The sequence below is a fragment of the Streptomyces sp. NPDC026672 genome (genome assembly GCF_040638185.1).
In the GTDB taxonomy this organism is placed as follows: domain Bacteria; phylum Actinomycetota; class Actinomycetes; order Streptomycetales; family Streptomycetaceae; genus Streptomyces.
Genome location: NZ_JBEZXS010000065.1, coordinates 1 through 24,335, shown reverse-complemented (window position 1 = coordinate 24,335; position 24,335 = coordinate 1). Strand labels below are relative to the sequence as shown.

Annotated in this window: 23 protein-coding genes and 2 pseudogenes; 15 read left to right on the top strand and 10 right to left on the bottom strand. The window is 72.2% G+C overall.

Annotated features, from left to right (window positions below; translation table 11 throughout):
* Positions 1-151 precede the first annotated feature (151 nt).
* From fabG to AB0F77_RS40310, 3 genes are all read left to right on the top strand, one after another.
* A complete protein-coding gene (fabG, locus tag AB0F77_RS40320; protein WP_361958838.1) occupies positions 152-871 on the top strand; it encodes a 3-oxoacyl-[acyl-carrier-protein] reductase in 720 nt (239 codons plus the stop codon).
* 3 nt (positions 872-874) lie between these two features.
* Entirely contained in the window at positions 875-1,642 is a 768-nt protein-coding gene (fabI, locus tag AB0F77_RS40315; RefSeq protein WP_361958835.1) for an enoyl-ACP reductase FabI, read from the top strand.
* A 202-nt stretch (positions 1,643-1,844) separates the two neighbouring features.
* The gene (locus AB0F77_RS40310) at positions 1,845-2,192 is read left to right on the top strand and encodes a hypothetical protein (protein WP_361958832.1); all 348 of its coding nucleotides are present in this window, start codon (positions 1,845-1,847) and stop codon (positions 2,190-2,192) included.
* On the opposite strand, the gene AB0F77_RS40305 is transcribed toward AB0F77_RS40310, so the two are convergent.
* Positions 2,170-2,862, bottom strand: coding sequence for a FadR/GntR family transcriptional regulator (locus tag AB0F77_RS40305; protein ID WP_361958829.1), 693 nt, complete (start codon positions 2,860-2,862; stop codon positions 2,170-2,172). The genes AB0F77_RS40310 and AB0F77_RS40305 overlap by 23 nt on opposite strands.
* A 73-nt stretch (positions 2,863-2,935) precedes the next feature.
* Here AB0F77_RS40305 and AB0F77_RS40300 point away from each other — a divergent pair, with 73 nt between their 5' ends.
* From AB0F77_RS40300 to AB0F77_RS40285, 4 genes are all read left to right on the top strand, one after another.
* Positions 2,936-4,240 carry an MFS transporter gene (locus AB0F77_RS40300; RefSeq protein ID WP_361958826.1) on the top strand — a complete coding sequence of 435 codons (1,305 nt, stop codon included), beginning with the start codon at positions 2,936-2,938 and terminating at the stop codon, positions 4,238-4,240.
* A 318-nt stretch (positions 4,241-4,558) separates the two neighbouring features.
* Positions 4,559-4,675 (top strand): SGM_5486 family transporter-associated protein, encoded by a 117-nt coding sequence (locus tag AB0F77_RS40295; protein ID WP_361958823.1) that lies wholly within the window; start codon positions 4,559-4,561, stop codon positions 4,673-4,675.
* A 205-nt stretch (positions 4,676-4,880) separates the two neighbouring features.
* The gene (locus tag AB0F77_RS40290; RefSeq protein WP_361958820.1) at positions 4,881-5,087 is read left to right on the top strand and encodes a hypothetical protein; all 207 of its coding nucleotides are present in this window, start codon (positions 4,881-4,883) and stop codon (positions 5,085-5,087) included.
* A 72-nt stretch (positions 5,088-5,159) separates the two neighbouring features.
* Complete coding sequence (locus AB0F77_RS40285; protein ID WP_361958817.1) at positions 5,160-5,678, top strand: histidine phosphatase family protein; 519 nt, start codon at positions 5,160-5,162, stop codon at positions 5,676-5,678.
* Between the two features lie 160 nt (positions 5,679-5,838).
* Here AB0F77_RS40285 and serB read toward each other — a convergent pair whose 3' ends face one another.
* The gene (gene serB, locus AB0F77_RS40280; RefSeq protein WP_361958814.1) at positions 5,839-7,047 is read right to left on the bottom strand and encodes a phosphoserine phosphatase SerB; all 1,209 of its coding nucleotides are present in this window, start codon (positions 7,045-7,047) and stop codon (positions 5,839-5,841) included.
* Between the two features lie 203 nt (positions 7,048-7,250).
* A complete protein-coding gene (locus tag AB0F77_RS40275; protein ID WP_361958811.1) occupies positions 7,251-9,362 on the bottom strand; it encodes a streptophobe family protein in 2,112 nt (703 codons plus the stop codon).
* A 228-nt stretch (positions 9,363-9,590) separates the two neighbouring features.
* Here AB0F77_RS40275 and AB0F77_RS40270 point away from each other — a divergent pair, with 228 nt between their 5' ends.
* Entirely contained in the window at positions 9,591-12,089 is a 2,499-nt protein-coding gene (locus AB0F77_RS40270; protein ID WP_361958808.1) for an FHA domain-containing protein, read from the top strand.
* Positions 12,090-12,170: 81 nt separating this feature from the next.
* Here AB0F77_RS40270 and AB0F77_RS40265 read toward each other — a convergent pair whose 3' ends face one another.
* From AB0F77_RS40265 to AB0F77_RS40255, 3 genes and pseudogenes are all read right to left on the bottom strand, one after another.
* Positions 12,171-12,941, bottom strand: a complete 771-nt coding sequence (locus tag AB0F77_RS40265) for a transglycosylase SLT domain-containing protein (protein WP_361958805.1) — start codon at positions 12,939-12,941, stop codon at positions 12,171-12,173.
* Positions 12,942-13,264: 323 nt separating this feature from the next.
* Positions 13,265-14,417, bottom strand: a pseudogene (locus tag AB0F77_RS40260) (S-adenosylmethionine:tRNA ribosyltransferase-isomerase).
* Complete coding sequence (locus AB0F77_RS40255) at positions 14,414-15,112, bottom strand: SDR family oxidoreductase (RefSeq protein ID WP_361958802.1); 699 nt, start codon at positions 15,110-15,112, stop codon at positions 14,414-14,416. Before AB0F77_RS40255 ends, AB0F77_RS40260 begins: the two are co-directional and overlap by 4 nt.
* A 250-nt stretch (positions 15,113-15,362) precedes the next feature.
* Between AB0F77_RS40255 and AB0F77_RS40250 the strand changes: the two genes are divergently transcribed.
* Complete coding sequence (locus AB0F77_RS40250; RefSeq protein ID WP_361958799.1) at positions 15,363-16,508, top strand: GAF domain-containing sensor histidine kinase; 1,146 nt, start codon at positions 15,363-15,365, stop codon at positions 16,506-16,508.
* Positions 16,501-17,142, top strand: coding sequence for a response regulator transcription factor (locus tag AB0F77_RS40245; RefSeq protein ID WP_361958796.1), 642 nt, complete (start codon positions 16,501-16,503; stop codon positions 17,140-17,142). Before AB0F77_RS40250 ends, AB0F77_RS40245 begins: the two co-directional genes overlap by 8 nt.
* Positions 17,143-17,375: 233 nt before the next feature.
* Here AB0F77_RS40245 and AB0F77_RS40240 read toward each other — a convergent pair whose 3' ends face one another.
* The gene (locus AB0F77_RS40240; RefSeq protein ID WP_361958793.1) at positions 17,376-18,164 is read right to left on the bottom strand and encodes a hypothetical protein; all 789 of its coding nucleotides are present in this window, start codon (positions 18,162-18,164) and stop codon (positions 17,376-17,378) included.
* A 151-nt stretch (positions 18,165-18,315) separates the two neighbouring features.
* Between AB0F77_RS40240 and AB0F77_RS40235 the strand changes: the two genes are divergently transcribed.
* The 3 genes from AB0F77_RS40235 to AB0F77_RS40225 all read left to right on the top strand — a co-directional run bounded on the left by AB0F77_RS40235 (position 18,316) and on the right by AB0F77_RS40225 (position 20,694).
* Positions 18,316-19,113: an ABC transporter ATP-binding protein gene (locus AB0F77_RS40235; protein ID WP_361958790.1), complete on the top strand. Its 798-nt coding sequence runs from the start codon at positions 18,316-18,318 to the stop codon at positions 19,111-19,113.
* A gap of 73 nt (positions 19,114-19,186) precedes the next feature.
* Entirely contained in the window at positions 19,187-19,618 is a 432-nt protein-coding gene (locus AB0F77_RS40230; protein ID WP_361958788.1) for an NfeD family protein, read from the top strand.
* A gap of 125 nt (positions 19,619-19,743) precedes the next feature.
* A complete protein-coding gene (locus AB0F77_RS40225) occupies positions 19,744-20,694 on the top strand; it encodes an SPFH domain-containing protein (RefSeq protein ID WP_361958786.1) in 951 nt (316 codons plus the stop codon).
* 126 nt (positions 20,695-20,820) lie between these two features.
* Here AB0F77_RS40225 and AB0F77_RS40220 read toward each other — a convergent pair whose 3' ends face one another.
* The 3 genes from AB0F77_RS40220 to AB0F77_RS40210 all read right to left on the bottom strand — a co-directional run bounded on the left by AB0F77_RS40220 (position 20,821) and on the right by AB0F77_RS40210 (position 22,854).
* Positions 20,821-21,327 carry an HNH endonuclease gene (locus AB0F77_RS40220; protein ID WP_361958783.1) on the bottom strand — a complete coding sequence of 169 codons (507 nt, stop codon included), beginning with the start codon at positions 21,325-21,327 and terminating at the stop codon, positions 20,821-20,823.
* 165 nt (positions 21,328-21,492) lie between these two features.
* A complete protein-coding gene (locus AB0F77_RS40215) occupies positions 21,493-22,032 on the bottom strand; it encodes a YbhB/YbcL family Raf kinase inhibitor-like protein (protein WP_361958780.1) in 540 nt (179 codons plus the stop codon).
* A 39-nt stretch (positions 22,033-22,071) separates the two neighbouring features.
* Entirely contained in the window at positions 22,072-22,854 is a 783-nt protein-coding gene (locus AB0F77_RS40210; protein ID WP_361958777.1) for a sporulation protein, read from the bottom strand.
* Between the two features lie 154 nt (positions 22,855-23,008).
* Between AB0F77_RS40210 and AB0F77_RS40205 the strand changes: the two genes are divergently transcribed.
* Both AB0F77_RS40205 and AB0F77_RS40200 read left to right on the top strand, forming a co-directional pair.
* A complete protein-coding gene (locus AB0F77_RS40205; RefSeq protein ID WP_361958774.1) occupies positions 23,009-23,617 on the top strand; it encodes a DNA-3-methyladenine glycosylase in 609 nt (202 codons plus the stop codon).
* A gap of 10 nt (positions 23,618-23,627) precedes the next feature.
* Positions 23,628-23,933, top strand: a pseudogene (locus tag AB0F77_RS40200) (DNA-3-methyladenine glycosylase); the annotation flags it as partial.
* Positions 23,934-24,335 lie beyond the last annotated feature (402 nt).

Below are 24,335 nucleotides of genomic sequence, written 5' to 3'. Positions count from 1 at the left end.
CATTCTGTAGGGACCCGACAGCGACCCGCCCGCGCCACTGTCGGTGCCCGAATGCCCGCCGACGTGCCGCGACCGATAGGTTTTCGGGGTAGCCGCCTGTCACCCAGCTGTCCGGGCGGACGTGTCAGACCGCTATCGAAAGGGTGATCCGTTGAGCCGCTCGGTTCTCGTCACCGGAGGAAACCGGGGCATCGGCCTCGCCATCGCCCGCGCGTTCGCCGACGCCGGCGACAAGGTCGCGATCACGTACCGTTCCGGGGAGCCGCCGGCGGTCCTCGGGGACCTGGGCTGCCTCGCCGTCAAGTGCGACATCACCGACCCCGAGCAGGTGGAGCAGGCGTACAAGGAGATCGAGGCCGAGCACGGCCCGGTCGAGGTCCTGGTCGCCAACGCCGGCGTCACCCGGGACCAGCTCCTGCTGCGCATGTCCGAGGAGGACTTCACCTCCGTCCTCGACACCAACCTCACCGGCACCTTCCGCGTCGTCAAGCGCGCCAACCGCGGCATGCTGCGCGCCAAGAAGGGCCGCGTGGTCCTGATCTCCTCGGTCGTCGGTCTGCTCGGCTCCGCGGGGCAGGCGAACTACGCCGCCTCCAAGGCCGGACTCGTCGGCTTCGCGCGTTCCCTCGCCCGTGAGCTGGGCTCGCGCAACATCACCTTCAACGTCGTCGCCCCGGGTTTCGTGGACACCGACATGACCCGGGTGCTCAACGACGAGCAGCGGGCGGGCATCGTGGCGCAGGTGCCCCTCGGCCGCTACGCGCAGCCGGAGGAGATCGCCGCCGCCGTGCGGTTCCTCGCCTCGGACGACGCCTCGTACATCACTGGAGCCGTCATCCCCGTTGACGGCGGACTGGGAATGGGTCACTGAACCATGAGCGGAATTCTCGAGGGCAAGCGCGTCCTGATCACCGGTGTGCTGATGGAGTCCTCCATCGCCTTCCACGCCGCCAAGCTGGCCCAGGAGCAGGGTGCCGAGATCATCCTCACCGCGTTCCCGCGGCCCACGCTGACCGAGCGCATCGCCAAGAAGCTCCCCAAGCCCACCAAGGTCATCGAGCTCGACGTCACCAACGGTGAGCACCTGTCCCGGCTGGCCGACCTGGTCGGCGAGGAGCTGGGCGGCCTCGACGGCGTCGTGCACTCCATCGGCTTCGCGCCGCAGGACGCGCTCGGCGGCAACTTCCTCAACACGCCGTTCGAGTCGGTCGCCACGGCCATGCACGTCTCGGCGTACTCCCTGAAGTCGCTCACCATGGCCTGCCTGCCCCTGATGCAGAACGGCGGCTCCGTCGTCGGCCTCACCTTCGACGCGCAGTTCGCGTGGCCGCAGTACGACTGGATGGGCCCGGCCAAGGCCGCCCTGGAGGCCACCAGCCGCTACCTCGCCCGTGACCTGGGCAAGCAGAACATCCGCTGCAACCTGGTCTCGGCGGGCCCGATCGGCTCGATGGCCGCCAAGTCCATCCCGGGCTTCAGCGAGCTGGCCTCCGTCTGGGACAACCGCTCCCCGCTGGAGTGGGACCTCAAGGACCCGGAGCCGGCCGGCAAGGGCATCGTCGCCCTGCTGAGCGACTGGTTCCCGAAGACCACCGGCGAGATCGTCCACGTCGACGGCGGCCTGCACGCCATCGGCGCCTGAGACACCCCGCCGGACCCGTCGGGCGACGAGGCCCGCACCCCGCAGGGGGTGCGGGCCTCCGCCGTGTCCGGGCCGGTCACGGACCGTGTCCGGGGTCACCCGTTCGGCTCACCGGCCGGGCGCGGACATGGGACGACGCGCACGCTGGAGAACGAGTTCACCTCGCGAATTCCCTCCCCAGCACGGCCGAGGAGGTCCCCTTGTGCGCCTGTCCCGCAGCCTCGCCCCAGCGACCCTCGCCGCAGTCCTCGTCCTCTGCCTGCCCTGTGAGGCCCTGGCCGGCACCCTGACGGGCGACGTCGAGCCGGCCCCCGACCTGTTCGGCTCCGACTGCCGTACGACCGTCACCGGCTCCCACGTCGTGGCCTACTGCCACAACCCCTACGTCGGCACCGACCGGGTCAGCCTGCACATCGAGTGCGACCACTGGTGGGACCTCGACACCGACGGGGAGTCCGTGGACGCCGGACCCGCCATGACCGTACGGCTCTCGGGCCGGTGCTGGAGCGACGTCTCCTCGACCTGGATCAGCCACCTGCGGGTGGACTGAGGCGCCGCGGCCGGCACAGGAACGGATAGCTCGCGGCCTCCGCCGCGGCCGCCTCCGTGTCGCCCGCGCGGATCGCGTCCACGAGCCGCGCGTGGTCCATGTGCGCGTCCGGCGTCAGCACCGTGCCGACGTCGGCGCGCAACCAGTCCCGCAGCACCGCCCCGAGGTCCGCGTGCAGGGCGGTCATGACGTCGTTGTGGGAGGCCGCCACCACGGCCAGGTGGAAGGTCGCGTCCGCGGTCACGAACGCCTCCGCGTCCCCGGAGTCCCACGCCTCCTCCCGGCGCACCAGGAGCGCGTCCAGCTGCTTGAGGTCCTTCTCGGTGCGCCGCTCGGCGGCCAGCTTCGCCGCGCCCGCCTCCAGCGTGGCCCGCAGCTCGGCGACGTGCCGCGGGTCCGTGCCGGCGAAACGGCGGTGCATCACCCCGGCCAGTTCGCTGGTCGCCACGACATAGGTGCCGGAGCCCTGGCGGATGTCCAGCAGACCGTTGTGCGCGAGGGCGCGGACCGCCTCGCGGACGGTGTTGCGGGCGACGCCCAGCTGCTCGACCAGCTCGGGCTCCGTCGGGATGCGGGAGCCGACCGGCCACTCGCCCGAGGTGATCTGGTGGCGCAGCGCGGTGATGACCTGCTCGGACAGGGCCGAACGCCGGGGATGGCTCAGCGGCATGGCACACCTTCGCACGCGGGGGCCGCGGGGAGGCGACCCGAGGATGGACCACCAATCATCCCATGATTCTATGATGGTCGGCATGGCACGTGAGGACACCCCGGCGACATCCGCGACGACCACCAGGACATCCATGCCCGAACCCGCGACGGCACCCGCCGGCACCTCCCGGACGCCTCCGCGCGCGTGGGTGACCCGGCTCGTCGTCGTCGGCATCGTGCTCTCCGCGATCAACCTCCGCCCCGCCATCACCAGCCTCGGCGCGCTCCTCGAAGAGGTCCGCGACGGACTCGGCATGAGCGGCGGCGTGGCCGGCGTCCTCACCTCGGTGCCCCCGCTGTGCTTCGCCGTCTTCGGCGTCATGGCGCCCCGCCTCGCCCGCCGCTTCGGACCGGCCGCCGTGGTCGGCGCGGGCATGGTCGCCATCACCGCCGGCCTCCTGATACGGCCCTACGCCGGGTCCACCGCCGGGTTCCTCGGCGCCAGCGCGCTCGCCCTCATGGGCATCGCCGTCAGCAACGTCCTCATGCCCGTCATCGTCAAGCGCTGGTTCCCGGACCGGGTGGGCTCCATGACCGGCCTGTACTCCATGGCCCTCGCCCTCGGCACCGCCGTCGCCGCCGCGGTCACCGTGCCCGTCACCGACGCGCTGGGCGGCGACTGGCGGGCCGGCCTGGCCGTGTGGGCGGCGCTCGCGGCCGTCGCCGTGCTGCCGTGGCTCCCCCTGGTGCGGGACCGGGGCACGGCGCCCGCGCCGCAACCCGTCCGCGACGCGCGGCCGCCGCAGGCCCCCCTGCGGATCACCCGCAGCCGTACCGCCTGGGCGCTCGCGGTGTTCTTCGGGCTCCAGGCCACCGCCGCCTACATCACCATGGGCTGGATGGCGCAGATCTTCCGCGACGCCGGGGTGCCCGCGGGCCGGGCCGGACTGCTGCTCGCCGTCACCATGGTCATGGGCGTGCCGCTCGCCTTCGTCATCCCGCGCGTGGCCACCCGGCTCCCCAGCCAGGGGCCGATCGTGCTCGCCCTCGGTGTGTGCGGGCTGGCCGGCTACGCGGGCCTGTACCTCGCACCGGCCGGCGGCGCCTGGGCCTGGGCCCTGCTGCTCGGCGTCTCCAACTGCGCGTTCCCGCTCGCGCTCACCATGGTGGGCATGCGGGCCAGGACCGGCGCGGGGGTCGCCCAGCTGTCCGCCTTCGCGCAGAGCACGGGCTACCTCATCTCCATCCCCGGCCCGCTCCTGGTCGGCGTGCTCTACGAGCACAGCGACGGCTGGGGCCTGCCCCTCGCCCTGATGTCGGCCCTCATGATCCCCCAGATGCTGGTCGGCATCCTGGCGGGCCGCCCCCGAACCGTGGAGGACGAGGCGGCGGCCTGAGCCGGCTGTCCGGAGGCGGCCGGGGCGGGGGTTCTTCGCCGGGGCGATCCGGAGCGGGGACGCGCCCGGGGCGGGGGTACCGGGGCGTTCCGGCCGGTGCCGCGAGGTGTCTCAGGCCGGGTGCTTCGGCCTGCCCGGCCCGAGGGCCGTTCGTGGTCGGCCGCCGGTCGCCGGTCGCCGGCCGCCGGACATCGGTCGCCGGGCGGCGTGGTGGAGCGCTGTCGTGGGGTCGGCCGAGCGGGGGCCCGGCGGGCGACGTGCCGGCGTGGGGCGGCCCCCGGGACGGAAGGTTCCGGGGCGGGGTGGGAGACTTGCGGCATGCCAGTGCTCGATCCGAATCCCCAGCACAGTCAGCGCAAGATGCTGCTCGTCTTCGGCGCCTTCTTCGCCATCTTCATCGTCATCGCCATCGTCGCGACGATCGCCTCTCCCTGATCCGGCCGGCCCGCCGCCCCGGCCGGGCCCCGGACCCGCCCCCCTGGCCCGACCGCCGGGGTGGGGATATCCCCCCGTCCCCTAGGGGGTGAGTGTCAGGGTCAAGTGGGTGGATCACCGGATGGGTTGACGACACCGGATTCCGTACCGTCGAGACGTGGCCGCGAACCGGGCCACCGACACTCGGAGACCCGCGGAGGCGATCATGTCGGCCCCTACGCACACCCGGCCCCACCCGGCGCCCCGGGGCGGCGTCGACATCCGGCTCCCGTGGTGGGCCCTCGCCCTGCCCGCCCTCGCCTTCGTCGTCCTGCTCGCGCTGATCCTCAACCCGTCCGACGCCCGGGCGGCGACGGGCGACCCGGCCGTCGCCCAGCTCGTCCAGCACCTCCGGCACGTGGTCACCCGCTAGGCCCCCGCCACCGGTGAATCCGCATGTCAACTCCCTGCGCCCCATGGCCTGTTTCATGCGAAGCTGGGACGCATGAGCGTCGCAGAACCCCGCAGGATCGTCCTCTTCCGGCATGCGAAAGCCGACTGGCCACAGGTGACCGACCACGAGCGGCCGCTCGCCGAGCGGGGCCGCATGGACGCCGCAGTCGCCGGACGCAGGCTCGCCGACAGCGGCATCTCCTTCGACCTGGCCCTGTGCTCCACCGCCGTCAGGACCCGCGAGACCTGGAAACTCGCCGTCCACGAATTTCCGCACCGGCCGAAAACGGTCTACGAGGAGCGGATCTACGAGGCGTCTCCCGGCGAGCTGATCGCCGTGCTCAACGAGGTCCCCGACGACGCGCAGAACGTGGTCCTCATCGGTCACAACCCCGGTATCCAGGGCCTGGCCGGCATCCTCTCCGGCGCCGACGAGAACGCCACCCGCGAGCGTATGGACTCCCGTGGCTTCCCCGCCGCGGCGTTCGCCGTCCTGACCCACACGGGCTCCTGGAAGACCGTGGAACCCGGCGTGGCCACCCTGGTGGACTACTGGGCACCGACCGAGTGACCGTCCCCCGGACCCGCCCCCGGCCGGCGCAGGGGCCCGGCACCTCGTGGGTGCCGGGCCCCTGCGCCGTCGTTCGACCGCGGCGGCCGTGCCGTCGTACCGTCGCCGGGGCGACCAGGCCGACGCCGTAGGGCCGCCGCGGAGCGCCCGGCGGCCTGGTTCAGTCCTCGTCGTGGGCGTCCGCCGCCTCGACCTCTTCGCGGGTGATGCCCAGCAGATAGAGCACGGTGTCCAGGAAGGGGAAGTTCACCGCGGTGTGCGCGGCCTCGCGGACGACCGGCTTGGCGTTGAAGGCGACACCGAGCCCCGCCGCGTTCAGCATGTCCAGGTCGTTGGCGCCGTCGCCGATCGCCACCGTCTGGGACAGCGGCACACCCGCCTCGGCGGCGAACCGGCGCAGCAGCCGCGCCTTGCCCGCCCGGTCCACGATCTCGCCGGTCACCCGGCCCGTCAGCTTCCCGTCGGCGATCTCCAGGGTGTTGGCCTGGGCGAAGTCCAGCCCGAGCCGCTCCTTCAGATCGTCGGTGACCTGGGTGAACCCGCCCGAGACGACGCCGACTTGATACCCCAGCCGCTTCAGCGTGCGGATCAGCGTCCGCGCGCCCGGCGTCAGCCGCACCTCCCCGCGCACCTTCTGCACCACCGAGGCGTCCAGCCCCTTCAGCAGGGCCACCCGCGCGTGCAGCGACTGCTCGAAGTCCAGCTCCCCGCGCATCGCCGCCGCCGTCACCGCCGCGACCTCGTCCTCGCAGCCGGCGTGCGCCGCGAACAGCTCGATCACCTCGTCCTGGATGAGGGTCGAGTCCACGTCCATGACCACCAGCCGCTGCGCCCGGCGGTGCAGGCCCGCCGCCACGACCGCGACGTCCACACCGAGCGCCGAGGCGTCGGACACCAGGGCGGTCCGCAGCGGCTCGGTCTCCACGCCGGACACCGCGAACTCCACCGCCGTCACCGGGTACTTGGCCAGCCGGAAGATCCGGTCGATGTTGCCGCCGACCTTGGCGATCCGGGCGGCGACGGCGGCCGTCTGCTCGGCGGTGAGCGGGGCGCCGAGGACGGTCACCAGGGAACGGCCGAGCCCCCGGGGCCGGTTGTCGCCGCGCCCGGAGATGATCTCCGCCTGCATCTTCATCGACTCGGCCCAGCTGTGCACGGTGGCCCGCAGATCGCCCTCCACACCGGCGGGCGGCTGGGTCACGAGCGCGCAGAGCACCAGGCGACCGCGGGTGACGACCTGCTCGATGTCGACCACGTCGACGTAGTAGGCGGCAAGGGTGTCGAAGAGGCCGGCCGTGATGCCCGGACGGTCCTTGCCGAAGATCTTGACGAGGAGAGTGGGGACCTCGGAGGTCTGCGAAGCGCTCATGGTGTCTCCACCGTATCCGGCACGCAGTGCCCCGCGCCTGCGCGGTCCGCCTGGCGGACAGGAACATTGTGTGTCGGCGGGGTGTCGCCGGGCTTGCGTTTCTCCTACCCGACGCCCCGCCCCGTCACGTCCCTCCGTCCGGCCCCCGACGGCCGCCCGGCGCCCCTCCGACCTCGGCCCGCACCCGTGTACGACACCGCGGGTCAGCGGGGTCCTCGCGGCGCCCCGGGCGGAGGCGGCGGGGGAGGAGGCCAGTCGTCGGAGTCGTCCCGCGGCTCCTGTCCCCGCGGCCCCTGCCCCCGAGGCCCGCGCCCGCGCGGGCCCTGTCCCCGCGGCGGCGGATCGAGCGGCCGCGAGATGGTGGGCGCTCCGGACACGTCGTCCCCCGGCGCCGGCTCACGCGCCGGCCGCCCGTCCGGAGACCATCCCTCGTGATGCCGCTCCTCAGGCCGCTCCTCCCGACGCGGTCCCACCTGACGCCGTTCCTCGGCGGGACGGGCGTCGGGATACGGCGTGCGGTTCCCGGGGCCGGGCCCCCGGCCGTACCCCCACCGACCGGCCCGGTCGCGCCCACCGCCGTACGGCGGCCGGCCCGCGGGCTCGCCGCCCGCCCGCGCGTCCCCGTCGTCCAGCACCTCCGGCGGCAACCGCAGATAGGGATTGGTCGCCGGGTTCGGCGGACGGTACGGCGTACCAGGTGCGTACGGCCCCGCCCGCTCCCCGTCCCGCTCGGGCGGGAACACGGCACCCGTGGTGACACCGCGTGCCAGTGGCGCTGCTCTCCGTCCCGCCGAGCCCGTCGCCCACGCCAGCAGCGCCCCCACGGCTCCCGCGCCCGCTCCCCACGCCGCCCCCAGCAGCAGCGCGGCGGCGAGATGGCCGTGCAGCCGCACCCCGGCCCCGAACGCGTCGAACCCCAGCACCGACAAGGACGCGTCCACGGAGAGGTCCGTCGACCGGACGAGCACCGGCAGGGCCAGCGCCGTGACGACACCGAGCCGCACCGCACACCGCCCGACGAACCCGAACACTCCGTACCGCGCCCCGGCCCCCGCCGCGGCACCGACGCCGGAAGCGACACCCGGGACCGACCCCGGCCCCGCTCCGGCCCACCTACCGGAACCCGCCTCACCGCCCGCGCCGCGCCCGCGTCCCGCGCCGGTACGCCCCCCGGCTCGGCCGCCGGCCCCGGCGCCCGTCGGCACCGGTGTCCGTACCGCCGTCAGCACCCCCGCCAGCAGCATCGCCAGCGCCGCGGCCACCGCCAGGAGCCACACCCTTCCGTCCAGGTCGGCCAGGCGTCCGACCGTCACCGGGTCGTCGGGGCGCGAGCTCAGCAGCCGGTCAAGGGGATCGGGGAGCAGGGTCGCCAAGGGGCCCGTGGCCCGGCCGTCCCAGGGGACGAAGAGGCCGAGCGGCACACCGAGCCAGACCCCGTTCGGGGCGCCGAGGAGCGCGGCGCCCGCGATCCGCCGGGGGTGGTCGTCGCCGATCGCCGCGTACCCCGCCGCCGCGAGCCCCGCCACGACCGCCATGAGCAGCACGCCCACGAGGGCCGACACCGCGGGCCGTACCACCCGGTGCACGGCCTCCCAGCCGGCGGGCAGCGGGGTGCGGCGCGAGGCGAGCAGCGCGATCAGCAGGACGCCCGCCGCCCAGACGAGCCCGCCGAGCAGGGTCGGCGCGGTGTCCACGGTGTAGCCGACCGCCGCCTTCGCGCCGACGAGGTCGCCGATCCGGTCGGGCAGCAGCCCGCCCACGTCCCCGAGGCCGCCCAGCCCCGGGATGCTCAGGCCCCCGTCGTTCCCGCCGCCCAGGCCCGGGACCTTGTCCAGGCCGAGCTCGCCGCCGTCGATCGTGACGACGTCGTGCCCGGCCCACGCGAGGCCGCCCAGCACCGCCACGAACAGCGCGAGCACCGTGCCCGCACGCGCGGCGAGTTCGGCCGGCGCGACCACGACTCCCGCCGTGCGCAAGGACCGCAGGAAGAACCACGACAGCAGCAGCGCCCCGACCAGGCTCACCCCGAGTGGCGTGATCTGGATGGCGGTGGTGGCCTCCGCGCCCCGCAGACCGAACGCGGACACGTCGCCGGACGGTGTGACCGAACCACCCGCCCCGAGCGCCACGACCGCCGCCGTCATCGGGCCCAACGAGCCCGCGGAGTCCGCCTCCAGCAGATGCAGACCGAGCGCGGCCGTGCCCGCCATCCCGACCAGCGCCCAGCTCACCGCCGCGATCGCGGACAACAGCACGTCGCCCCACGGCAATCGGGCAGGCCGTCCCGTCACTCCGGTACCCGTGGCAGTACTCATGGCAGACCCCCCGATCCGCGGCGCGGCCGTCGGCCGCGCGTGTCCCCCTCGCGTGGGATTACCACTCTCCGGTCCGGTTTCAACCCCGTCAACGGAATCCGCCGAGAGCGCTGGTGCACGCTCGTGACAAGGTCCGACTTTCGGTCAAGGGGCGGGGCCTGGAATAGTTCCCCACGATGTTCGACATCCCTAGACTCCCTGTGACGGGGGTAATTCGGGGGACAACTCATGGGGCATGGAGTGCCGGAACTCGTACTGGAATCAAACGGACGGACCTGGACGCTCGACCCGTCCAGGCCCTACACCCTGGGACGCGATCCGCAGGGTGACATCGTGTTCGACGACGCCAGGGTCTCCTGGCGCCACGCCACGGTCAGCCACAACGGCCGGAGTTGGGTCCTGGAGGACCACGGCAGCACGAACGGCACGTTCGTACAGGGCCAGCGGGTCCACCACGTGGAGCTCGGCCCCGGCTCGGCCGTCCACCTCGGCAACGCGACCGACGGCCCGCGGCTCGACCTGTCCGGCGCCGCCGTGGCACAGCCCCAGCAGCAGCCGTACGCCGCGCAGGGCGCCGGGGCCGGCTGGGCGCAGCAGGCGCCTTCGCAGCAACAGGCCGAGTGGCCGCAGCAGTCGGCCCAGGAGTCGCCGATCCCGCAGCAGCAGGGTGCCGGTGGAGGCGCGGGGGCGCCGCCGGTCTACGGCGACCGCAGCCCGACCACGTTCCACCAGTTCTCCCTCGGCCGGGTCATGCGCATCGGCCGCGCGCTGGAGAACGACCTGGTCGTCTCCGACCTCCAGGTCTCCCGCAACCACGCCGAGTTCCACGCGACGCCCGACGGCCGCATGGAGATCCGCGACCTCGGCTCGCACAACGGCACGTACGTCGACGGCCAGCCGATCCCCAAGGGCGGCTCCCGGCTCCTCGGCCCCAACGACATCGTCGGCGTGGGCCACTCGACGTTCCGCATCGTCGGCGACCGGCTGGAGGAGTTCGTCGACACCGGTGAGGTGTCGTTCTCCGCACGCCATCTGACCGTCACGGTGGACGGCGGCAAGCAGATCCTCAAGGACGTCTCCTTCGGCGTCCCGGAGAAGTCGGTGATCGCGGTCATCGGCCCGTCGGGCTCGGGCAAGTCGACCCTGCTCAAGGCGCTGACCGGCTACCGGCCGGCCAACGAGGGCGAGGTCCTCTACGACAACCGCAACCTCTACAAGCAGTTCGCCGAGCTGCGCCAGCGCATCGGCCTGGTCCCGCAGGACGACATCCTGCACAAGGAGCTGAGCGTCAAGAAGGCCCTCAAGTACGCGGCCAAGCTGCGCTTCCCCGCCGACACCACGGCCCAGGAGCGCGACGCCCGCATCGACGAGGTGCTGCGCGAGCTGAAGCTCGACGTCCACAAGGACAAGAAGGTCACCTCCCTCTCGGGCGGCCAGCGCAAGCGGGTCTCGGTGGCCCTCGAACTGCTCACCAAGCCGTCGCTGATCTTCCTGGACGAGCCGACCTCGGGCCTCGACCCGGGCATGGACCGCGATGTGATGCAGCTGCTGCGCGGCCTCGCCGACGACGGCCGCACGGTCCTCGTGGTGACGCACTCGGTGGCCGAGCTGGCGCTGTGCGACAAGCTCCTGGTGATGGCGCCGGGCGGCTCGGTCGCCTACTTCGGCCCGCCGGAGGAGGCGCTGAACTTCTTCGGCTACGACAGCTGGGCCGACGTCTTCTCCGCCTTCGAGAACTACCGCGACTACGACTGGGCGGGCCGCTGGAAGGGCTCGCAGCACTACCAGATGTACGCCGCGGACATCGACGCCGTCGCCCCGCAGTCCGTACAGATGCCGCCGATGCAGGCGATGAAGCCGCCGAAGCCGCAGGGCTGGGTGTCGCAGTTCGCCACGCTGGTGCGCCGCTACGTGTCGGTGATCGCCTCCGACAAGGGCTTCCTCGCCCTGATGGTGATCCTTCCCGCGGTGCTCGGCGCGGTGAGCCTGCTGATCGACGCGGACAAGGGCCTGCTGCCCAACCCGGCCAACCCGCAGACCGGCCGGATCATCCCGAACGGCACGGCCACCACGGTGCTGCTGATCCTCGCGGTCGGCGCCTGCTTCGCGGGTGCCGCGAACTCGGTCCGTGAGCTGATCAAGGAACGGGTGATCTACGAGCGGGAGCGCGCGACGGGCCTGTCCCGGTCGGCGTACCTGATGTCCAAGGTGTTCGTGCTCGGCATGATCACCGTGTTCCAGGGCCTGCTGGTCGGTGTCATCGGCTTCACCAGCCGGGAGATCCCCGAGCGGGGCCTGGTCTTCGGCGGCGCGACCATCGTCGAGCTGTCCGTGCCGATCATGGCGCTGGGCTTCACCTCGATGATGTTCGGCCTGATCATCTCCTCGCTGGTGAAGACGTCCGAGAAGACCATGCCGCTGCTGGTCATGTTCGCGATCATCCAGGTCGTGTTCACGGGCTGTCTGTTCACCCTGAACGGCGCGGTCGGCGTGAACGAGTTCTCGTACCTGATGCCGTCCCGCTGGGCGGTGGCCGCCGCGGGCGCCACGCTGGACTTCAACAAGATCAGCCCGCCCACCGACGGCGGCAGCACGGACCCGCTGTGGAACCACACGGTCTCGGCCTGGGGCATGGACATGGCCGCCCTGGTCGTCCTCGGTGTGATCTGCGGCTTCTTCGTGGCGCGCTTCCTGCGCCGGCACGAGCCCGAGGTCATGCGCAAGTAGCGGTCCTCGTACGACGCCGGAGGGCGGCACCCCACACGGGGTGCCGCCCTCCGGCGTTCACGACCGAGGCCCGCGCCTGCCTCAGTACGCGCTGTTGACGTTGTCGATGGAGCCGTACCGGTGGGCCGCGTAGTTGGCGGCGGCGGTGATGTTCGCGACCGGGTCGTAGATGTCCTTGGGCGTGCCGGACACGTGGTACGTGTTGAAGGTCGGCGGGATGACCTGGAGCAGGCCCTTGGACGGGATGCCGTTCACGGCGTTGATGTCCCAGTCGTTGATCGCCATGGGGTTGCCGGAGGACTCCCGCATGATGTTGCGGTGCAGACCGTTGTAGCTGCCCGGGATGCCCTTGGACTTCATGATGTCCAGGGACTCGCGGATCCAGCCGTCGAGGTTGTTGCCGTACCGCTTGGGCGCGGCCTGCGGGCGGGCGGCGGACCGGCTCGCCGAGGTCTGCTCGGCACGCTCCTGCGCGGCCTTCTTCACGGCCTGCGCGGCGGCCTTCTTCAGGTCGGCGGCCTTCTGCTGCGCGGCGGTCGCGGCGGCTGCCTTCGCCTTGACCTGGGCGAGGGCGGCGGTCTGGGCCTTCTTCTGCGCGGCGATGGCCTCCAGCTTCACGCCCTCGGTCGCGAGCTGGTCGGTGACGGTGCCCTTGATGTCCTTGACCGGGCCGGTGCCGTAGGCGACCTGCTGCGCGACGGCGGGGGCGCCGGTGGTGACCGTCTGCGCGCTGCTGGGCACGGCCGTGAAGGCGAGGGCGGCCGCGCCGAGGGCGGCGACACCGGCGACGGCGATCTTGTGCTGCTTGGTCAGCGCTCGATCGCGACCACGGGTGAGGATGTTCTTGGGCATGGCTGATGGACCTCTTCGAATAGCGCGGAGGCCGCTCCTCGTACGGCGGGGGAGTCGGTCCTCCCGCACGAACGCCGCGGGGCGAAACCCACGGCGTTGAGCGACGTCAGCCATTGTTAGCGGCCGCGAAAAGGGCTGGCAAAGGTGTGACCTACGACCTCGGATAGTGGATCAGGTAAGGGCAAAACGGGACAGACTGGAACGTCTGCCCCGTTCGTGCCGTACCCGTATATCTCCTATGTCCGGTCGTACGTGATCCAGGCCCTATGTGAGGGCTCACACCGGAGGCGGGTTCACCTCACCAGTAGTTGCTGGAGCAACGCTCACCGTGAGGGCGTTCCGGGGGCCTCGGGCGGCAGCAGGAGATGCACGTCCCCGAACTCGTGCCACAGATAGCGCCCGCGCAGCGCCGCGTCGTAGGCCCGGTCGACCGCCGCCCGCCCCGCGACCGCCTCCAGCATCAGCAGATGCGACGCCTCCGGCTCGTGCAGCCCGGTCAGCAGCCCGTCCACCACCCGCACCCCGCGCTCGGGCGTCACCACGAGGTCCGTCCACCCGCCGGCCGCCCGCACCACCCCGTCCGCCCCGGCCGCCGACTCCACCGCCCGCACGGCCGTCGTCCCGACCGCCAGCACCCGCCCCCCGCCCGCCCGCGCGGCGTTCACCAGCCGCGCGGACGGCGCGGGCACCACGAAGCGCTCCGGATACGGCGGCTCGTGCGCCTCGGCCGAGGCCACCCCCGTGTGCAGCGTCACCGGCGCGAACTGCACGCCCCGGCTCACCAGCTCCGCCACCAGCCGCGCCGTGAAGGGCCGCGCGGCACTCGGCATCTCCGCACTGCCCGCCCCGTCCGGCGACGGCAGCGCGAACACCGTCCGGTACGCCGACAGCGGCTGGTCCCGCTCCGTATAGGCGTACCGGATCGGCCGCCCGTACTCCCGCAGCAGCCCCGTGACGCGCGCCCCCGTCACCCGCGCCCACCACAGCCGCCCGCCCCGCTGTTCCCGCCGCCCGCCACTCTGCTCCCCCCCGCCCGCTCCTCTGTTCCCCCCGCCCGCCCAGCGGCTCCTCCAGGACCAGCCGCACACCCCCCGGCAGACGCACCTCCGTCCCCGCGGGCCCGCCCGCCCGCGCGCGCGTGGTGCCGCGCCCGTCCGGCTCCCGCAGTTCCACCGCCCACCGCCCGTCGTCCCCGCACGTCGAGAAGTGCACCACCACGGGCGTGCGCCCGATCCGCCCGTCCACCGCCGCCGCCAGCGTCGTCGACGTGTTCACGACCAGCAGATCCCCGGCCCGCAGCAGCTCCGGCAACCGCGGGAACACCTCGTGCGCCACCTCCGTCCCCCGCGACACCAGCAGCCGTACGGCGTCCCGGCGCGCCCCGCGCCCACGCTGCTCGGCCGGCACCCGCGCCGACAGCGCCGCGGGCACCCCCGGCGCATCCGATACGTCCTGCGCCCCCGGCACCCGCCTCATCGCCGACCCCCCACCAGGGCAGGCGCCCCGTACCGCCCGCTCGCCGGCCGCTCGTCCAGCAGACAGAGGAAGGCCGGCACCACCCCGTCCGGCGCGGGACGCGGCCCGTCGTCGTCCGGTACGGCCGCCGCGTACAGGTCCGTCGCCATGTCACCGGGATCGACCGCCCACACCCGCAGCCCCGGCTCCTCCACACCCAGCACCGCCGCCAGCTGGTCCAGGGCCGCCTTCGACGCCCCGTAACCGCCCCACGTCCCGTACGCCTCCGCAGCCGCGTCCGAACTCACCGTGATCACCGCGCCCACCGCCGACTCCCGCAGCAGCGGCAGCGCCTCCTGGACCAGACCCAGCGCCGCCACCACGTTCACCTCCAGCGCCCGCCGCAACCCCTCCAGCGGCAGCCGCGCCAGCCGGACCAGCGGCTCGGCACCCAGCGCGCTCGCGTTGCTCACCACCAGGTCGAGACCGCCCAGCCGGCGCGCGGCGGCCACCAATGCGCCCCGGTGCCCGGCGTCCGTGACGTCCCCCGGCAGCGCCTCCACCCGTGTGCCGTACGCCGCGACCGCCGCCGCCGAAACGGCCAGCGGCCCGGGGGAGCGGGCGTCCAGCACCAGGTCCCAGCCCCGCCCGGCCAGTGCCCCGGCGAGCGCCCTCCCCAGCCCCTTCGAAGCCCCCGTGATGATCGCTACCGGCATGACAACCGTCCCCTTCGGTCCCGTCCGCCGCCGCCCGGCGGTGCCCCCCAACCTAGGAACGGCACCGCCCGGCCCGCCTCGGACGCGGGTCGCGAAGCCCCGGGTCCCTTCGCCCTACGCCGCAGGCCGGGGACCCGGGACGTACACCCGTGGACCTAGGGCCCGGGCCCCGCCGTCCTAGGGCCACCGTCCCGGGCCGGGCGGGCGGCGGCCCGATCCGCGCCGGCCGGGCCGCCGGTACCGTGAGGGCATGAGCCAAGGCCCCCGGTCCGGCCTCGCCGCGGTCAGTTCCGCGCTGCTGGCCATGAGCAGACACCTGGAGGTGCGCGACGTCCTCAAGACGATCGTCGCCTCCGCCCGCGAACTGCTCGACGCGCAGTACGCCGCCCTCGGCGTGCCGGACGACCACGGCGGCTTCGCGCAGTTCGTAGTCGACGGGATCAGCGACGCCCGGTGGAAGGCCATCGGCCCCCTGCCGCGGCAGCACGGCATCCTCGCCGCGATGCTCCACCAGGACCGCCCCGAGCGCCTCGCCGACGTCCGCAGGGACCCCCGCTTCGAGGGCTGGCCCGCCGCCCACCCCGAGATGTCCGACTTCCTCGGCCTGCCCATCCGCGACGGCGACGAGGTCATCGGAGCCCTGTTCCTCGCCAACAAGAACTGCCGCAAACCGGCGGGCGGTTGCGGCTTCACCGAGGAGGACGAGGAACTGCTCTCCATCCTCGCCCAGCACGCCGCGATCGCCCTCACCAACGCCCGCCTCTACGAACGCAGCCGCGAACTCACCATCGCCGAGGAACGTTCCCGCCTCGCCCACGAACTCCACGACGCCGTCAGCCAGAAGCTGTTCTCCCTGCGGCTGACCGCCCAGGCCGCCGCCGCCCTCATCGACCGCGACCCCTCCCGTGCCAAGGGCGAACTCCAGCAGGTGACACGGCTCGCCGCCGAGGCCGTCGACGAACTGCGCGCCGCCGTCGTCGAGTTGCGCCCCGCCGCGCTCGACGAGGACGGACTCGTCGCCACCCTGCGCACCCAGGTCCAGGTCCTCGACCGCGCCCACACCGCCCGCGTCACCTTCGCGAGCAGCGGCTTCCGCGCCCTGCCCGCCGCCCAGGAGGAGGCCGTGCTGCGCGTCGCCCAGGAGGCCCTGCACAACGCCCTGCGGCACTCCGGGGCCGAGCGCGTCGACGTCACTGTCGACCGGCGCGGCGGCGGCGCGGTGCTACGCGTCACCGACGACGGCGGCGGCTTCGACCCGAGGGCCGTGCGCCGCGCGGGCCGCCACCTCGGCCTCGTCTCCATGCGCGACCGCGCGAGCGGCGTCGGCGGCACGCTCACGGTGGAATCGGCGCCCGGCAAGGGCGCCACGATCGAGTTGGAGGTCCCCGGTGGCTGAGGCAATCAGAGTGCTGCTCGTCGACGACCACCAGGTCGTCCGCCGCGGCCTGCGCACCTTCCTGGAGGTGCAGGACGACATAGAGGTCGTCGGGGAGGCCGCCGACGGGGCCGAAGGAGTCGCCCGCGCCGAGGAACTGCGGCCCGACGTCGTCCTCATGGACGTCAGGATGCCGGGCACCGACGGCATCGACGCGCTGCGCCGCCTGCGCGAACTCGACAACCCCGCACGTGTGCTGATCGTCACCAGCTTCACCGAGCAGCGCACGGTGGTGCCCGCCCTGCGCGCGGGCGCCGCCGGATACGTCTACAAGGACGTGGACCCCGACGCGCTCGCCGGCGCCATCCGCTCCGTGCACGCGGGACACATCCTGCTCCAGCCGGAGGTGGCCGGCGCCCTGCTCTCCCAGGAGGAGGCCAACTCCGGCCAGGGCAGAGGTGGTTCACTCACCGAGCGGGAGCGCGAGGTGCTCGGTCTGATCGCCGACGGCCGCTCCAACCGGGAGATCGCCCGCGCCCTCGTGCTGTCCGAGAAGACCGTCAAGACCCACGTCTCGAACATCCTGATGAAACTCGACCTCGCCGACCGCACCCAGGCCGCACTCTGGGCCGTACGCCACGGCGTGGCCGGCTGAGAGCCGCACCGTCGCGGGGACGGCCCGCGCCACGGGCGTCGCACTCGACGTCAGCGGCGTCCTTCCCCCCCCGCCTTCGTCCCCCTCGGCCTCAACCGCTGAGGTCCCGCCCCGCGAAGGGGCCCGCCCGGCGAAGGGGCCCGCGCCACGGCGAGCCGGGCCCGTGTGCCCGGCTTCGCCGCAGATTCCTTCCGGCTCCTGGCCCGGGCCCCGGCGCACGGGTGCGTGCCCGGTCAGCGGGTTCCGCGTTCCCGTTCCTCCACGACCGAGTTGTACGACGCGACGAGCGCACGCCGGGCCGTCCGTTCCACCGGCCGCAGGGCCGCCCCCCGCGCCGCCATCTCCGACGAGGTCACCGCACCGCCGTCACCGTTCTCGTACGCCAGCGACACCAGCAGCCGCACCCGCCGCGCGAGCTCCAGCACCCGCACCGCCCGCGGCGGATACCCCGGCGCCAGCACCTCGCGCCCCTGCTCGGACCGCGCCCGGTACGCGTCGATCGCCGCCTCCGCCACCGGCCCCGACGCGGCGACGTCCAGCCGCGACAGCACCTCCGTCGCCTCCCGCAGCGCCTCCGCCAGCTCCCGCTCGGCCTCGCCCAGCGACGGCACGTCCGCCGGCGGCGCCTCCCGCACCGGCAGACAGTGCCAGACCACCTCCACGTGCACATCGCCCGCAGGCCCGGCCTCGTACACGTCGGGCACCAGACCGAACGCGGCGCCGTGACAGACCACCGCCTCCTCGGCCTCCAGCGCCCGCGCGTTGAACTCCGGCGGCCCGCTCAGCCCCAGCGGGTGCCCCGGCGCGGGCAGCGCCACCCGCAGCCCGGTCACCCCGAGCGTCCGCAGCCGCCCCAGCGCGAGCGTGAGACCGACCGGCGCCGTTTCCCCGGGCAGCCCCTCCATCCGGTGCACCGCGTCCTCACCGACGATGGCGTGCACGGCGTCGTCCGGCGAGACAAGTCCGGCCAAAAGGGCATTTCCCCAAGCGGCGAGGCGTCCTGAACGTGGTTCCGAGAGCATGCATCCACCCTAAGGACCGGACCGATGGAATGGACCGCGGCACCCGTGGCGTAGATTTCATGGGGGCTGCGCCCACCGGCGCGGCGGACCAGCGACTGGTGAACGCGACAGCGCCGAGACCGGCCACACTGCAAGGGGAGACAACGCGCTCATGAGCGATGTTCTGGAGCTTCAGGACGTATCGGTGGTCCGCGAGGGCCGGGCCCTGGTGGACCAGGTCTCCTGGTCGGTCAAGGAGGGCGAGCGCTGGGTCATCCTCGGCCCCAACGGCGCCGGGAAGACCACCCTCCTGAACGTCGCGTCCAGCTACCTCTACCCCAGCAGGGGCACTGCCACCATTCTCGGCGAGACCCTCGGCACCCCCGGCACCGACGTCTTCGAACTGCGCCCCCGTATCGGCGTCGCCGGCATCGCCCTCGCCGAGAAGCTCCCCAAGCGCCAGACCGTCCTGGAGACCGTCCTCACCGCCGCGTACGGCATGACCGCGCACTGGCAGGAGGACTACGAGGACATCGACGAACAGCGTGCCCGCGCCTTCCTCGACCGGCTCGGCATGAGCGACTACCTGGACCGCAGGTTCGGCACGCTCTCCGAGGGCGAGCGCAAGCGCACCCTCATCGCCCGCGCCCTGATGACCGACCCCGAACTCCTCCTCCTCGACGAGCCCGCGGCCGGTCTCGACCTCGGCGGCCGCGAGGACCTGGTCCGCCGCCTCGGCCGCCTCGCCCGTGACCCGATCGCCCCCTCCATGATCATGGTCACCCACCACGTCGAGGAGATCGCCCCCGGCTTCACCCACGTCCTCATGATCCGTCAGGGCAAGGTCCTCGCCGCCGGTCCCCTGGAGCTCGAACTCAGCTCCCGCAACCTCTCCCTCTGCTTCGGCCTCCCGCTCGTCGTCGAGCAGGTCGGCGAGCGCTGGACCGCCCAGGGACTCCCCCTGTCCTGACCGCCGTCCGCCGCCTGACGGCAGTACGCATCGCGCCCTGTCGGCGCGCGATCCGCGGACCTACCATGACGGTGTGAACGACATCGACGCATGGGTGTGGTGGCTCGTCGGCGCGGTTGCGCTCGGAATCCCGCTCGTGGTGACCGCGATGCCGGAGTTCGGCATGTTCGCGGTCGGTGCCGTCGCGGCAGCGGGGGTCGCCGGACTCGGCTTCGGAGCCGTGGCCCAGGTGCTCACCTTCGTCGTCGTCTCGGTCGCCCTCATCGCCGCCGTCCGCCCCATCGCGGCCCGGCACGGCGCACAGCGGCCCCAACTGGCGACCGGAGTCGACGCGTTGAAGGGCAGACAGGCCGTCGTCCTGGAACGCGTGGACGCCTCGGGCGGGCGCATCAAGCTCGCCGGGGAGGTCTGGTCCGCCCGCGCGCTCGACACCGGCCGCGCCTACGAAGAGGGTGAGGAAGTGGACGTCGTGGACATCGAAGGGGCCACCGCAATCGTGATGTGACCTCGCACGACTCAACTGGACCGAACACCCCACGAGTTGTACGAGCGTCTGTCAGACTCGACCAGCAAGATCTTCTACAGGCACCTGCCGAAGCGCCGCGGCGGAGAGGGGTACGGGGAGCGACGATGGAACCCGTCATCATCGTCTTGATCATCCTGGTGGTGTTGGTCTTCATCGCCCTGATCAAGACAATCCAGGTCATCCCACAGGCCAGCGCCGCGATCGTGGAGCGGTTCGGCCGCTACACGCGCACGCTCAACGCGGGCCTCAACATCGTTGTCCCGTTCATAGACACGATCCGCAACCGCATCGACCTGCGCGAACAGGTCGTTCCGTTCCCGCCCCAGCCGGTGATCACCCAGGACAACCTGGTCGTGAACATCGACACGGTCATCTACTACCAGGTCACCGACGCCCGGGCCGCCACCTACGAGGTCGCCAGCTACATCCAGGCCATCGAGCAGCTCACCGTCACCACCCTCCGCAACATCATCGGCGGCATGGACCTGGAGCGCACGCTCACCTCCCGCGAGGAGATCAACGCGGCCCTGCGTGGCGTCCTCGACGAGGCCACCGGCAAGTGGGGCATCCGCGTCAACCGCGTCGAGCTGAAGGCGATCGAGCCGCCCACCTCCATCCAGGACTCGATGGAGAAGCAGATGCGCGCCGACCGTGACAAGCGCGCCGCGATCCTCACCGCGGAAGGCACGCGCCAGGCCGCGATCCTCACCGCGGAGGGCGAGAAGCAGTCCCAGATCCTGCGCGCCGAGGGTGAGGCCAAGGCCGCCGCCCTGCGCGCCGAGGGCGAGGCCCAGGCCGTGCGCACGGTCTTCGAGGCCATCCACGCGGGCGACCCGGACCAGAAGCTCCTCAGCTACCAGTACCTCCAGATGCTCCCGAAGATCGCCGAGGGCGACGCCAACAAGCTCTGGATCGTCCCCAGCGAGATCGGCGACGCCCTCAAGGGCCTCTCCGGCGCGATGGGCAACTTCGGCCCCCTCGCCGGGGGTTCGGGAGGCAACGGCTCAACGGCCCCCACGGCGACGGAACGCCGCGAGAAGCCCCAGATCGACTGAGAGCGCCGATGTGACCCCCGTGCACCCCCACGCCCCGAAAGGGGCGCGGGAGGGCGCGGGGAACTGCGCGACAAGCCACGCCAGATCGCCGCGAGGCAGTGAACCTCAGCTCCTACGGCGATCGGCTCATGCCGCTTCCCCGGCCAGCCAGGCCGGCAACGCGGCGAACTCCTCCGCCCCCAGCGACAGCAGCATCGCATCGGAGGGCGAGGGCTCGAACGGCTCCCGAAGCAACGGCATCCCCGCCTGCTCGGGCGTCCTGGCGGCCTTCCGGTGGTTGTCCTCCGCGCACGACGCCACCGTGTTCAGCCAGGAGTCCGCGCCCCCCTGGGCCCGCGGCACCACGTGGTCCACGGTCGTCGCCCGCCGCCCGCAGTACGCGCACCGGTGCCGGTCCCGCACCAGCACCCCGCGCCTCGACCACGGCGCTTGTCTTCGGAACGGCACCCGTACGTACCGGCACAGCCGGATCACCCGCGGCGCGGGTATGTCCACATCGGCGCCCCGCATGCGCAGTTCGGGGTGGGCCTGCTCCACGACGGCCTTGTCCTGGAGGACCAGGACGACCGCTCGGTTCAACGTCACCGTCGACAGCGGCTCGAAGCTCGCGTTCAGCACCAGCGTGTCCCGCATCCAGCCCACCTCCCGTGTGCACCGCCCACTCCCGGCGGGCGTGGATCAACTCTGGACGGGCACGCCGAGATGGACAACGCAATAAAAAATGCCCGCCCCCGATCACTTCCAAGTCCGGGGGCGGGCAAACGTTCCATGAACGCTCGGCTCGATCAGCGCACGGCGTCAGCTCTCGGCGGGGTTCTCGTACTCACCGATGAGCTGCGCCCGCGCGATCGCGTGGAACCGCAGGTTGAAACCGACAAAGGCGGGAGAAGCGTCGGAATCCGCACCCAGCTTCTCCTGGTCCACCGCGTACACCGTGAACACATAACGGTGCGGGCCGTCCCCGGGCGGCGGGGCGGCACCGCCGAAGTCCTTCGACCCGTAGTCGTTGCGCGCCTGTACGGCACCCTCCGGCAGGCCCTCGAACTTCCCGCTGCCCGCACCCACCGGCAGCTCGGTCACCGAGACCGGGATGTCGAACAGCACCCAGTGCCAGAAGCCGCTGCCCGTGGGGGCGTCCGGGTCGTAACAGGTCACGGCGAAGCTCTTGGTCTCGGGCGGGAAGCCCTCCCACCGCAGCTGCGGTGAGGTGTTGCCGGCCGCGTAGACCTGAGCGTCCTTGAGCGTCGCCCCTTCCTGGACGTCCTCGCTCGTCACCGTGAACGACGGCACGGGCGGGTGGAAGTCATGGGGGAGCGGCCGCCGCTTGAGCTCGGTCACCTCGGTACCTCCTGATCGGATGGTTCGTGGACCCCGAGCCTAGAACCAGTTGCGCCGGCTGCCGACCTCGGACAGCCACTGGTTGAGGTACGCCGCCCAATCGGTCCCGTGGAAGTCGTGCAGACCCACCTGGAACGAGCGGAACGTGTCGCTGCCCTCGCTGAACAGACCCGGCTTCTTGTCCATCTCCAGGATGACGTCCATGGCGTGCTCGTCGGCCACGAAGCTCAGCTCGACCTGGTGGAGACCGCGGTACTGCGACGGCGGGTGGAACTCGATCTCCTGGTAGAACGGCAGCTGCTGCCGGGTGTTGCGGATGTGCCCCCGCTCCATGTCCGCGTTCTTGAAGCGGAAGCCCAGCTGGATGAACGCGTCCAGGATCGCCTTCTGCGCCGGCAGCGGGTGCACGTTGATCGGGTCCAGGTCACCGGAGTCGATCGCCCGCGCGATCGCCAGCTCCGTCGTCACCCCGATGTGCATCCCGCGCAGCGCCTGGCCGTCGATCATCGTGATCGGCGTCTCCCACGGGATCTCGAAGCCGAACGGCACGGCGTGCACGGCACCGGCCTGGAGCTCGAAGGCGTCACCGAGGCGCACCTTGGTGAACTCGATGTTCTGCTTGTACTCCTCGTCGCCGCTCTCCACCTCGACCCGCGCCTGGAGCCCGACCGACAGACCCTGGATCTCCTGGTTCACGGACCCGCCCTGGATCCGCACCTCGCCCTGGACGACGCCACCCGGAACGACGTTGTCCTCGGTCAGCACCGTCTCGACCGAGGCGCCGCCGGCCCCCAGACTCGCGAGCAGCTTCTTGAACGCCATGACTCTCCCTTTGCGAACGGACCCTTGATCCCTACAAACGCGATCCGGGCACGACCGGTTCCGGACCGCCTGGACTACGCTCGGAGGCCATGATCGCGCCCCTCGACCTCCACGTGCACCCTCCGCTTCACCTCGGCACGTCAAGGCGGTCGGCATGAACGTGGAGAACCTCGCTCGCACCGCTGAAGACGTCGCGCCCGAGTTGCTCGGCGCCGTCCTCAGCCATGAGACACCCGAGGGAACCGTGAGCGTCACCATCACGGAGACCGAGGCGTACGCCGGTTCTGCCGATCCCGCCTCCCACGCCTACCGAGGCAGGACACCCCGAAACGCCGTCATGTTCGGGCCCGCGGGACACCTGTACGTCTACCGGTCCCACGGACTCCACTGGTGCGCCAACATCGTCACCGGGGCGGAAGGCGTCGCCACGGCCGTCCTCATCCGGGCAGGCAGGGTCATCGAAGGGGAAGAGCTGGCCCGCGAGCGGCGAGGGGGCAAGGCCGAGGGTCCGCGTCTCGCGCGGGGTCCTGGCAACCTCTGCCGAGCGCTCGGCATCACGGCGGAGCACAACGGCGCGGATCTCCTGACGGGCGCCTCGGTCGCGCTGTCCGAAGGTGAGCCGGTACCCGCCGCACTCATCCGGGTCGGTCCCCGGGTGGGAGTGAGCAAAGCCCACGACTGGCAGCACCGCTTCTACCTCGCGGGTGATCCCACGGTCTCCGCGTACCGATTGAGCCCGAGGGCGCAGGTGCGTGACGCGTAGCACGCACAAACGTCGACTCTCGGCCCGTCATGGCAAAGAACTGGCCAAAGAGCCCGCCCGGCCGGCGACCGCCCTGCACGTGGACCGCGCCCACGACGGCACCGACGCGTGCGCGGCGGGCGAGACCCCGCTGCGGATGCCGACGGGCGCTCCGGACACGCGCGACCAGGTGAGGACCGGTCCCCGCAACGGAGTCTCCGGCGACGGAGGTGTCCACCCCTGGCGCTTCCGGGTCGCCAACGACCCGACGGTGAGCCCGTGTCGGGCCCATGTCCCCGGCGGCGCTCAAGTTGACGCGTCCCTGGAAGGTGCGTAGCGTAGCCCGAGCCGCTTGAACCGGGTACGGCATTCGCCAGCAGCCGGAAGCGGCCAACCCACTACCTACGACTTCCCCTCAGCGGGGGCGAATTCGGCGTGTCCGCATGCCTGAATTCGAACTCGCGGAACTCGATTATGAGTCTCGACGGGAATCGGTTAACGTAGTGAATGTCGAAAGGCCGCAGGGCGAAAAACCCGAAGCCCCAGACAATCCCGCCGACCGGGAATCGGACGCCGAAAGGATCTGATAGAGTCGGAAACACCGAAGGGAAGCGCCCGGAGGAAAGCCCGGAAGGGTGAGTACAAAGGAAGCGTCCGTTCCTTGAGAACTCAACAGCGTGCCAAAAGTCAACGCCAGATATGTTGATACCCCGTCTCCAGCCCTTCTCGGCTGGGACGT